Source organism: Aquariibacter albus (assembly GCF_014145335.1).
Lineage (GTDB): Bacteria > Pseudomonadota > Gammaproteobacteria > Burkholderiales > Burkholderiaceae_C > Aquariibacter > Aquariibacter albus.
The window spans coordinates 93104-103204 of record NZ_JACIVI010000004.1 but is presented as its reverse complement, the minus strand read 5'-3'; the positions used below and the strand labels follow the sequence as shown (position 1 = coordinate 103204).

Below are 10101 nucleotides of genomic sequence, written 5' to 3'. Positions count from 1 at the left end.
CCAGTGTACGGGGCCCCTCCCCCACCCGCCGGACCGCGCGGCGGCCGGCCGGGGACGGTCGAGCGACCTCGAGGCGCTGGGCGCGCGGCCGGGTTCCGTGCCGCTCAGGCCGGCACCTCGGGCGATGGCCCGGCGGCCTCGTCCGGGATGCGGGACGGCATCAGGCCCGCCACCTCGATCTGCATCTGCACCATGCCGACCAGGGTCGCGACCGAGGGGCGGCCGGTCTCGATCACGTAGTGCGCGGTCTCGCGGTAGAGCGGGTCGCGCTGCGCGAAGAGTTCGCGCAGCTTGGCGCGCGGGTCCACACCCTGCAGCAGCGGCCGCTGCTGGTCGCCCTTGAGGCGGCGCAGCAGCTCCTCGACGGTGGTCTTCAGGTAGATCACCGTGCTGTGCTCGCGCAGTGCCGCCCGGTTGGCCGGGCGCAGCACGGCGCCGCCGCCCGTGGCCAGCACGCAGCCGCCCGGGGCGGCCAGCAGCCCGGCGAGCACCTCGGCCTCGCGATCGCGGAAGGCGGCCTCGCCCTCCGCGGCAAAGAAATCCCGGATGCTGCAGCCCAGCCGCTCTTCGATGGCGCTGTCGACGTCGACGAAACCCAGGCCCAGCCGGCGCGCCAGCTGCCGGCCGACGGAGGACTTGCCGCTGCCCGGCATGCCGACCAGCGCGATGCGCGGCCCGGCCGCGCTCATTGCGCCCAGCCGCTGCGCTCAGCGATGACTTTGGGGGTGAGGAACACGAGAAGCTCGGTCTTGCGCGTTTCGCGCGTTCGGTTCTTGAACAGGTTGCCGACGCCAGGCAGATCGCCGAGCACGGGCACCTTGTTCACATTCTCGGTGTCCTGCTGCTCGAAGATGCCGCCGATGACGACGGTCCCGCCATTCTCGACCAGCACCTGGGTGCGGACCTGCTTGGTGTCGATGGCCGGGCCGGCGGTGGTGTCCTGGCCGCGGCTGTCCTTGCTCACGTCGACGTCGAGCAGGATGCCGCCCTCGGGCGTGATCTGCGGTGTCACCTCCAGCTTCAGCACCGCATCCTTGAAGGACACCTGGGTGCCGCCGGCCGCGCCCGGCGCGGCGGACTGGTAGGGGATCTGCGTGCCCTGGCGGATGGTGGCCTTGATCTGGTCGGCCGTGACCACGCGCGGGCTGGAGACGATCTTGCCCTTGCCCTCGGCTTCGAGGGCCGAGATCTCCAGACTGAGGAAGCGGTTGGCCGCCTGGTTGAACAGCGAGAGGGCGAGCGTGCCGGCCGACACCCCGGGCGCATTGCCGAGGCTGGCCGCCGGCAGGTTCACGAAGTTCAGGTTCTGGTTGTAGCCGGCCGTCGTGGGCGCGCCCAGGGTGCCCGAGGGGCTGGGCTGCACGCCCAGGTAACTGCCCCCCACCTGCAGCTGCGGCGACCCGCCCTGGGCTGCGACCCGCCCCAGGCCGCCGAGCCGCACGCCGAGCGTGCGGCCGAAGCTGTCACTGGCCTCGACGATGCGTGCCTCGATCACCACCTGCCGGACCGGGATGTCGACCTTGCCGATGATGCGTCCCACCTCCTCCAGCTTCGCACCGACATCGGTCACGAAGAGCTGGTTGGTCCGCAGCTCGTAGCCGACGCTGCCGCGCGGCGAAAGGATGCGGCTGCTGCCGGAAGGATGGGCAAGCTCGCCCCCACCCGCCGCCGCGGCCGCAGCGGCCGGCAGCGCCGGAGCGGCCGCCGGCCCGGCCCGGCCGGTGCTTCCGGTCAGCAGGCGCACCAGATCCTCGGCCTTGCTGTAGTTGAGCTGGAAGGCCTGGGTCCGCAGGGGCTCCAGGTCCTGGATCTGGCGGCGGGCTTCCAGGTCCGCCTTCTCGCGCGCAGCGATCTCGTCCTTCGGCGCGATGCTCAGCACATTGCCGTTGCGGCGCAGGCCCAGGCCCTTGGACTGCAGCACGATGTCCAGCGCCTGATCCCAGGGCACGTCCTTCAGCCGTAGGGTGACGCTGCCGGTGACGGTGTCGCTGGCCACCAGGTTGAGGTTGGTGAAGTCGGCAAAGACCTGCAGCAGCGCGCGCAGCTCGATGCTCTGGAAGTTCAGCGAGAGCTTCTCGCCGCTGTAGCCCGGGCCCGGCAGCGGCTTGTTCGGATCGACGCGCTGCGGACGCAGCTCCACGACCAGCAGCTGCTCGCTCTGGGTCACGCTGTGTTCCCAGGCCCCCTCGGTCTCCAGCCGCAGGCGCACGGTGTCGCCGCGCTGCTCGCAGCGCAGCAGGCGCACGGGGCTGCCGAGGTCGCCCACGTCCAGCACGCGGCGCAGGGCGGCGGGCAACTGGGTCTGCGGGATTTCGACGATCAGGCTGCGGCCCTCCGGCCGCACCTCGACCGCCGGCTCGCGGGCCGAGAGCCGCAGCTCCAGCCGGCCCGAAGCCGCCGGGCCGCGGCGGAAGTCCAGCGACTGGACCTGCCGAGGCGTCGTGGCGGGGTCGGCGGCCTCAGCCGCGCGGGCCGGGGGCGCCTCGGCGGCAGCGACGGGATGGCCCGGCAAGGCCAGGGTGCAGCAGGCCAGCAGGGCCCAGGCAGGCAGGGAGGGGCTCATCGGGAATCCTTCGGGCCCGGCAGGGGCTGGCCTTGCAGTTCGAGGCGGGCCGGGCGCAGCACCCAGTCGCCTGCGGCGTCCTGCACGATCTCGCGCAGTTCCAGACCGCTGTCGCGGATGGCCGTGATCCGGCCGTAGTGCGGGCCGAGGTAGTCACCCACCTGCACGCGATGGAGGGTGGGCCCCACCTTGAGCAGGGCTTGCGGCCGCGCCGCCCGGCTAAGGAGGCCGACCATGGCCATCTGGTCCAGCGGCACGTCTTCGAGTGGCTGGCGCGGGCGCTTCAGCTCGGGGGCCAGCAGGGCATCGGGTCGCAGGCCGGCCCGGGGCAGGACCCCAGCCAGACGGGCCGGGTTGTAGGGGTCGGGTCGCTCGCCGGCCTCGTAGGGCTGCGGCACGAAGGGCTGCGGGGGCACGAAGGGCTCGACCTTGCGCGGCAGCGTGGCCTGCTGGGCGGCCATCCAGGCATCGAGCTCGGCATGGTCGTCGCTGCAGGCTGCGAGCAAGAGGGCCAGCAGCAGCGGCAAGGAAGGGCGCAGCACGGCGATCCGGTGGCAGCGGCCCCACGGGCGGAGGGCGAGGCTCATGGCTTGGCTCGGTCGTCGGCCGGCTTGGGGCGCCGGCTTGCCGCGCCGCTGCCACGCGGCTTGCGGCGTGCAGCCAGCTCCTCGGCGTCGAGGTAGCGGTAGGTGCGGGCCTCGGCTTCGAAGCTGAGTACCCCCGGCACGGCGCCGCTGCCACCAGGCTGCACCATCACCAGCTTGTGCAGGGTGACGATGCGGGAGAGCTTGGCGATGTCGGCCGCGAAGGCGCCGAGGTCGTGATAGCGGCCGCCGATGCGCAGCGCAATCGGCAGCTCGGCATAGTGGTCCCGCACCGATTCCAGGCCCGGCCGGAAGAGCTCGAACTGCAGGCCCCGCCCGACGCCGGCCTGGTTGATGTCGGCCAGCAGGGCATCCATCTCGGCCCGGCCGGGAAGCTGCTTCTCCAGCTGGTTGACGGCCTGCTCGACCTCGCGCTTCTGCTGCTTCAGGGCGTCCAGCCGCAGCGCCTTGCCGAGCTTGAGGCGGTAGTCAGCCCGCAGGGCGGGCTCGCGCTCGCGCTCGGCCTGCAGCACCTCGTAGGCCGGCATCACCAGCCATTGCGCGCCGCCGCCCAGGGCGGCCAGGGCCAACAGCAGGTAGGCGGTCCAGCGCGGCGCGGCCGGCCACTGGCCGGCGCGGCGCAGGTCGAGGTCGATGCCGGTGAACTGGCGGCGCAGCCCGGCCCAGTCCAGGCGCAGGGATCGGAACCTTCGGTGCATCCGCATGCCCATCCCCTCAGGACGCACTGCGGCGCGGCGTGCCGGCCGGCGCCGGGGCCGAGGCCCCGGGGGCGGGCGGCAGCTGCAGGCGCAGCGAGAACTCCACCGGCCGGCGGGCCGCCGAAGCCGCAGCGGCCGGCGCCGCCGCACCGGTCCCGGCCAGCTTGATCTCCAGCAGCTCGGGCGTCCGCAGCGTCTCGGAGCCCTGGCCAAGCTGGCGCAGGAAATCGGACACGCGCTCGTTGCTCAAGGCGAGCCCGCCAAGCTGCACCCGCTCCCCGTCCATCCGCAGGGCCGACAGCAACACACCCTCGGGGGTGCGCGCCAGCAGCTGCTCGAAGATGCGGACCGGCAGGTTGCGCTCGGCCTGGAGGTTCTCGACGGCCTGCTGGCGGGCCTTGAGCTGGTCGATCTCCTCCTGCAGCTGCGCGACCTCGCGGATCTGCAGCTCCAGGCGGGTGATGGCCTGCCCCAGGTAGGCATTGCGGGCACGCTGGCCTTCGGTGGCCTGCTGCAGCACGAGACCGGCCAGGGCCGCGCCGGCCAGGCCGGCGAGCGCCGCCAGGCCAAGCGCGGCGAGGAAGGCCTTCTGCCGCTGGCGGCGCGCCTCGGCCCGGTGCGGCAGGAGGTTGATGAGGATCATGCGAGGAAGCTCCGCATCGCCAGGCCACAGGCGGTCAGGTAGGCCGGCGCCTCGCGCCGCAGCCGCGCCTCGCGCACGCCGGGGCCCAGGGTCATGCCTTCAAAGGGGTCGAGCACCTGGGCCGGGAAGCCGGTGGCAGCACGCACGGCGGCATCGAGGCCGGGCAGGCCGGCGGTGCCGCCACTGAGCAGCACGCGGTCGACCTGCAGGTGCGGGGTGCTGTTGAAGAAGAACTGCAGGGCGCGCTCGATCTCCTGCGCCAGCTCGGTCACGAAGGGCGGGACCAGGGCGGCCTCCAGGGCCTCGGGCAGTTCGCGGGCGATCTTGCGGCGCTCGGCCTCCTCCAGCGGCCAGCCGGCCTCGCGGGCGATCTGCTGGCTCAGGAGGGCACCGCCGAAGGCCTGGGCGCGTTCATAGACGACCTCCTCGCCGCGCAGCACGGTCAGCACCGTGGTCTCGGCGCCGATCTCGACCAGGGCCAGCAAGGCCTCGCGACCGGTCTCGGGCCAGGTGGCAACGAGCCGACGCAGCGCAAGCCGGGCCGCATGCGACGCCACGTCGACGACGACCGGCCGCAGGCCAGCCGCCTCGAGCAGGCCCTGACGATCCTGCACGCGGTCCTTGCGCGAGGCAGCGATCAGCACCTCCACCTCGCCCGGCAGGCCGGGGTGCGGGCCGAGCACGCAGAAGTCGAGGCTGACCTCGTCCAGGGGAAAGGGCAGGATCTGGGCGGCCTCGGTCTCGACCTGAAGCTCCAGCTCGTCCTCGCGCAGGCCGGCAGGCAGCACGACCTTCTGCGTGATCACGGTGGCCGAGGGCATGGCCAGCGCCGCGCGACGGCAGCGGGTGCCGCTCTTGGTGAGCACGCGGCGCACGGCCTCGACCACCTCGTCGAATTTCTCGATCTGGCCGTCGGCCACCCAGCCGATCTCGAGCGGCTCGCGGGCGAAATGCTCCAGCCGCAGCACGGTGCCTGCGCCCTGGGCCAGTTCCACGAGCTTCACGCTCGAATCGCTGATGTCGAGCCCGACGAGCGCCGCGGGCCGGCGGCCGAACCAGGCGTCGATCATGCTCATGGCGTCCTCGCGAAGTTCTTCGGGACTCAGCATCCCACGGGGCGAATCGATGCTAGCGACGAAGAATCGGCACGAAATCGGCCCTGTCTCGCGCATCGGAGGGAAGGGAGAGCCCCTCCCTACAATCCGCCGGACTTCGCGCACCCCATGCCCGCACCGGACCCCACCCCGAAACCGCGCGCCCGCCCGGCGCGCCCTCCCCGCCCGCTGTGGCTGCGCGCCCTCGGGATGCTCGCCCTGCTCGGCGTGGGCGGCCTGCTGGCCGGCCTGGCCCTGCTGGCCCTGGCCCTGGCCATGGCCTATCCCAACCTGCCCGACCTGGACGGCATCGACAACTACCGGCCCAAGCTGCCGATGCGCGTCTATTCCGCCGAAGGCCGGCTGATCGGCGAGTTCGGCGAGGAGCGGCGGCTGTTCATGCCGATCGCGCAGATCCCCGCCCGGATGAAGGACGCTGTGCTCGCCATTGAGGACGCGCGCTTCTACCAGCACTCCGGCATCGACTACCTCGGCATCGTGCGGGCCGGCCTGGCCAATGTGACGGACGCGCGCAGCCAGGGCGCATCGACGATCACGATGCAGGTCGCGCGCAACTTCTACCTGTCGACCGAGAAGACGCTGACGCGCAAGATCTACGAGATCCTGCTGTCGCTGAAGATCGAGAAGCAGCTCAGCAAGGACGAGATCCTCGAGCTGTACATGAACCAGATCTACCTCGGCCACCGCGCCTACGGCTTTGCCGCCGCGGCCGAAACCTACTTCGGCAAGCCGCTCGACAAGCTGTCGATCGCCGAAGCGGCCATGCTCGCCGGCCTGCCGAAGGCGCCGTCGGCCTACAACCCCTTCACGAATCCGACCCGCTCGCGGACGCGGCAGCTGCACATCATCGACCGCATGTACGAGAACGGCTTCATCACCGAGGAGGAAGCCGAGGCCGCCAAGGTCGCACCGCTGAAGTACCGCGAACGCAAGCAGGTGCCGCTGCACGCCGAGTACGTGGCCGAGCAGGCGCGCCAGCTGATGTTCCAGCAGTACGGCGAGGACGCCTACACCCGCGGCCTGCGGGTCGACACCAGCCTGCGGCTGGAGGAGCAGGAGGTCGCCTACCGTGCGCTGCGGCGCGGCATCCTCGACTACGAGCGCCGCCAGCATTACCGCGGGCCCGAGGCCGAACTGGTGCTGCCACCCGACGGCGATCCGGCCCTGGACGAGAAGATCGCCGAGGCCCTGGAGACCTACCCCGACAACGACGAGGTGCAGGCCGCCGTGGTGCTGGCCGCCAGCCCGAACGAAGTCAGCGTGATACTGCGCGACGGCCAGCGTCTGCGCCTGAGCGGCGACAGCCTGAAGCCGGTGGCCTCGGGGCTGTCGCCCAAGGCCAATCCCAAGGTGCAGATCCGCCGCGGCTCGGTGGTGCGGGTGGTGCCGGCCGAGGGCCAGATCACCGGACCGGTCAGCCGCTGGTTCCTGACCCAGCTGCCCGAAGTCGAGGGGGCCTTCGTCGCGCTGGATGTGAACACCGGCGCGATCCGTGCCCTCGTGGGCGGCTTCGATTTCGCGAAGAACAAGTTCAACCACGTGACCCAGGCCTGGCGCCAGCCGGGTTCCAGCTTCAAGCCCTTCGTCTACTCGGCCGCGCTGGAGAAGGGCATCACGCCCTCCACCGTGGTCGACGACGCGCCGCTGTTCTACAGCGCCGAGGCCACCGGCAGCCAGCCCTGGGAGCCGAAGAACTACGACGGCAAGTTCGAGGGCCCGATGCCGCTGCGCACCGCGCTGGCGAAGTCGAAGAACATGGTCTCGATCCGGGTGCTGGAATCGATCGGCACCGACTACGCCCAGCAGTGGATCACCCGCTTCGGCTTCGAGGCCGCACGCCACCCGGCCTACCTGCCGATGGCGCTGGGCACCGGCTCCGTCACGCCGCTGCAGATGGCCAGCGCCTACGGCGTGTTCGGCAACAGCGGCTACCTCGTCGCGCCCCGGCTGGTCACGCGGGTGTCCGACGATCAGGGCCGCCTCTTGCTGGACCTGACGCCGCAGCCGCCGACCGAAGAGCAGCGTGTGATCGCACCGCGCAATGCCTTCCTGATGAGCAGCCTGCTGCAGGAGGTGACCCGCAGCGGCACCGCGGCCCGTGCCCAGGCCACGCTGAAGCGCCCCGACCTCTACGGCAAGACCGGCACGACCAACGACTCGGTCGACGCCTGGTTCGCCGGCTACGGGCCTGGCGTGGTGGCGGTCTGCTGGATCGGCTACGACCAGCCGAAGAAGCTCGGTTCGCGCGAGACCGGCGGCGGCCTGGCCCTGCCCGTCTGGATCGACTACATGAACCGCGCGCTGCGCGGCGTGCCGGTCTTCGAGGTGCCGGTGCCCGAAGGCGTGTCGCAGATCGGCGGCGAGTGGTACTTCGAGGAGTACACGCCGGGCCACGGCGTCGACCACCTCGGCAAGGCCCTGCCCGAAGCGGCACCGGCCTCGCCCGACGAGAAGAAGGGCATCCTCGATCTCTTCCGCTGAGCCTGCCGGCGGCGGGGCCCCGCCCCGCGCCCTCAGAAGCCCAGCGGCGTGCCGGCCTGCTCGCTGACGCAGGCGGCCAGCAGGGCGAGCAGCTCCTCGCCAGACTTGGTGTCGACCCAGCGGCCGTCTTGATGCCGGAAGTGGAAGCCGCCGCGGCGCGCGGCGACCCAGATCTCGTGCAGCGGCGGCTGGGTGTTGACGACGATCTTGCTGCGGTTGGGAAAGCTCAGCTCGATCAGGCCGCCCGTGCGCGCGCTGTCGATGTCCACGCCGTCGACCTGCAGCCAGTGGTCGGCCCGCAGCTCGATGCGGGCCAGCAGCTCGCGGCTGAGCGCCTGGTACTGCGCCTCGCTGAGGCCGGAGCGCGCGGCCGGGTCGGTGTGGCCCAGGGAGGTTTCGGTGCTCATCCTTAGAATCTTCTGATGTTGATGTTGCGATCGATTCTAGGCAGCGCCCCCCCGGCGGCCGGCCGCCCCACCCTGCGGACCACGCGGTCTCCGCGGGGCCTGCGCTGCGGCGCGCTGCTCGGCGGCCTGGGCCTGGCCCTGCTGCTGGCCGGCTGTGGCCAGCGGGGCCCGCTCTACCTGCCCGGCCCCGCCGATGCGCCCCCGCCGGCCGCACCGGCGGCCTCGGGGCCGGCCCGATGAGCCGCCCGCCGCTGCCCGGCGCCCCGCACCTGGCCTGGGGCCCCGCCGGTCTGAGCCTGGACGGCCAGGCCCTGGATGCGCTGGCGACCGAACACGGCACGCCGCTCTACGTCTACTCGCGCCCCGCGATGCGGGCCGCCCTGGCGCCCTACCAGCGCGCGCTGGCCGGCCGGGCCCACCTGGTCTGCTATGCGATGAAGGCCAACAGCAACCTCGCGGTGCTGCAGACCTTCGCCCAGGCCGGCTGCGGCTTCGACATCGTCTCCGGCGGGGAACTGGCCCGGGTGCGGGCCGCTGGCGGCGACCCGGCCAAGGTCGTGTTCTCCGGCCTGGGCAAGACCCGCGCCGAGATGGCCCAGGCCCTGGATGCCGGCATCAAGTGCTTCAACGTCGAGAGCGAGGCCGAGCTGGACGTGCTGTCCGACGTGGCGGCCGCAAGCGGCCGGCGTGCGCCGGTCAGCCTGCGCGTCAACCCCGACGTCGACGCCAGGACCCACCCCTACATCTCCACCGGCCTGAAGGGCAACAAGTTCGGCATCGCCCACACCCGCGCGCTGGCGGCCTACCGCCATGCGGCCAGCCTGCCGGGCCTGCAGGTGGTGGGCATCGACTGCCACATCGGCTCGCAGATCACCGAGATCGCGCCCTACCTGGACGCGCTGGACCGCGTGCTGGACCTGGTCGAGGCCATCGAGGCCGCCGGCATCCCCCTGCACCACCTGGACCTGGGCGGCGGCCTGGGCATCACCTACACCGACGAGCAGCCGCCCGGCGCCGACGCCCTGATCGCGGCCCTGCTGGCCAAGCTGGACGCGCGCGGTCATGGCGGGCGCGAACTGCTCTTCGAACCCGGCCGCTCCCTGGTCGGCAATGCGGGGGTGCTGCTGACCGAGGTGCTCTACCTCAAGCCCGGCGAGGACAAGAACTTCTGCGTCGTCGACGCGGCCATGAACGACCTCATGCGCCCGGCCCTCTACGAGGCGGTGATGGGCATCGTGCCGCTGCGCCCGCGCGCGGACGGCACGCCCGAGCTGCGCTGCGACGTGGTCGGCCCGGTCTGTGAATCGGGCGACTGGCTGGGCCGCGACCGCAGCCTGGCCGTGCAGGCCGGCGACCGCCTGGCCGTGCTGAGCGCAGGCGCCTACGGCATGGCCATGGCCAGCAACTACAACAGCCGCGGCCGCCCGGCCGAGTTGCTGCTGCTGGACGACGGCCGGGCCGTGCAGGTGCGCGCGCGTGAACCGGTCGAATCGCTCTGCGCGCTGGAGCGCCTGCCGGACGCCTGAGCGGCGGCCGGGGCTGCGTCAGCCCACCTCAGCGACCCGAGGCGACGGGGCCCCGGAGGCGCC

10 protein-coding genes are annotated in these 10101 nt (G+C 72.3%); 3 read left to right on the top strand and 7 right to left on the bottom strand.

The window, feature by feature from the left end:
- Window positions 1-104: 104 nt before the first annotated feature.
- The 6 genes from H4F90_RS11555 to H4F90_RS11530 are packed head-to-tail and all read right to left on the bottom strand — an operon-like array spanning window position 105 to window position 5585.
- The gene (locus H4F90_RS11555; protein ID WP_235972176.1) at window positions 105-689 is read right to left on the bottom strand and encodes a shikimate kinase; all 585 of its coding nucleotides are present in this window, start codon (window positions 687-689) and stop codon (window positions 105-107) included.
- Window positions 686-2563, bottom strand: a complete 1878-nt coding sequence (locus tag H4F90_RS11550; protein WP_182664726.1) for a type IV pilus secretin PilQ — start codon at window positions 2561-2563, stop codon at window positions 686-688. Before H4F90_RS11550 ends, H4F90_RS11555 begins: the two co-directional genes overlap by 4 nt.
- Window positions 2560-3150 (bottom strand): pilus assembly protein PilP, encoded by a 591-nt coding sequence (locus H4F90_RS11545; RefSeq protein ID WP_182664724.1) that lies wholly within the window; start codon window positions 3148-3150, stop codon window positions 2560-2562. Before H4F90_RS11545 ends, H4F90_RS11550 begins: the two co-directional genes overlap by 4 nt.
- Window positions 3147-3872, bottom strand: coding sequence for a type IV pilus inner membrane component PilO (locus H4F90_RS11540; RefSeq protein ID WP_235972175.1), 726 nt, complete (start codon window positions 3870-3872; stop codon window positions 3147-3149). Before H4F90_RS11540 ends, H4F90_RS11545 begins: the two co-directional genes overlap by 4 nt.
- 10 nt (window positions 3873-3882) lie before the next feature.
- Window positions 3883-4509: a PilN domain-containing protein gene (locus H4F90_RS11535; RefSeq protein WP_182664722.1), complete on the bottom strand. Its 627-nt coding sequence runs from the start codon at window positions 4507-4509 to the stop codon at window positions 3883-3885.
- On the bottom strand, window positions 4506-5585 hold the full coding sequence (locus H4F90_RS11530; RefSeq protein ID WP_182664720.1) for a pilus assembly protein PilM: 1080 nt from the start codon (window positions 5583-5585) through the stop codon (window positions 4506-4508). Before H4F90_RS11530 ends, H4F90_RS11535 begins: the two co-directional genes overlap by 4 nt.
- 147 nt (window positions 5586-5732) lie before the next feature.
- Between H4F90_RS11530 and H4F90_RS11525 the strand changes: the two genes are divergently transcribed.
- Window positions 5733-8105 (top strand): penicillin-binding protein 1A, encoded by a 2373-nt coding sequence (locus tag H4F90_RS11525; RefSeq protein ID WP_182664718.1) that lies wholly within the window; start codon window positions 5733-5735, stop codon window positions 8103-8105.
- Window positions 8106-8137: 32 nt separating this feature from the next.
- On the opposite strand, the gene cyaY is transcribed toward H4F90_RS11525, so the two are convergent.
- Entirely contained in the window at window positions 8138-8512 is a 375-nt protein-coding gene (gene cyaY, locus H4F90_RS11520) for an iron donor protein CyaY (protein WP_182664715.1), read from the bottom strand.
- Window positions 8513-8527: 15 nt separating this feature from the next.
- Between cyaY and lptM the strand changes: the two genes are divergently transcribed.
- Complete coding sequence (gene lptM / locus H4F90_RS15880) at window positions 8528-8752, top strand: LPS translocon maturation chaperone LptM (RefSeq protein ID WP_407926182.1); 225 nt, start codon at window positions 8528-8530, stop codon at window positions 8750-8752.
- Entirely contained in the window at window positions 8749-10038 is a 1290-nt protein-coding gene (gene lysA / locus H4F90_RS11510; protein WP_182664713.1) for a diaminopimelate decarboxylase, read from the top strand. The genes lptM and lysA overlap by 4 nt, the downstream gene beginning before the upstream one ends.
- Window positions 10039-10101: the final 63 nt, after the last annotated feature.

Coding starts and splice junctions, on each gene's coding strand:
- H4F90_RS11525 (WP_182664718.1), top strand. CDS start 5,733: ATGCCCGCACCGGACCCCACCCCGAAACCGCGCGCCCGCCCGGCGCGC.
- H4F90_RS11535 (WP_182664722.1), bottom strand. CDS start 4,509: ATGATCCTCATCAACCTCCTGCCGCACCGGGCCGAGGCGCGCCGCCAG.
- H4F90_RS11555 (WP_235972176.1), bottom strand. CDS start 689: ATGAGCGCGGCCGGGCCGCGCATCGCGCTGGTCGGCATGCCGGGCAGC.
- cyaY (WP_182664715.1), bottom strand. CDS start 8,512: ATGAGCACCGAAACCTCCCTGGGCCACACCGACCCGGCCGCGCGCTCC.
- H4F90_RS11550 (WP_182664726.1), bottom strand. CDS start 2,563: ATGAGCCCCTCCCTGCCTGCCTGGGCCCTGCTGGCCTGCTGCACCCTG.
- H4F90_RS11545 (WP_182664724.1), bottom strand. CDS start 3,150: ATGAGCCTCGCCCTCCGCCCGTGGGGCCGCTGCCACCGGATCGCCGTG.
- H4F90_RS11530 (WP_182664720.1), bottom strand. CDS start 5,585: ATGAGCATGATCGACGCCTGGTTCGGCCGCCGGCCCGCGGCGCTCGTC.
- lysA (WP_182664713.1), top strand. CDS start 8,749: ATGAGCCGCCCGCCGCTGCCCGGCGCCCCGCACCTGGCCTGGGGCCCC.
- lptM (WP_407926182.1), top strand. CDS start 8,528: ATGTTGATGTTGCGATCGATTCTAGGCAGCGCCCCCCCGGCGGCCGGC.
- H4F90_RS11540 (WP_235972175.1), bottom strand. CDS start 3,872: ATGCGGATGCACCGAAGGTTCCGATCCCTGCGCCTGGACTGGGCCGGG.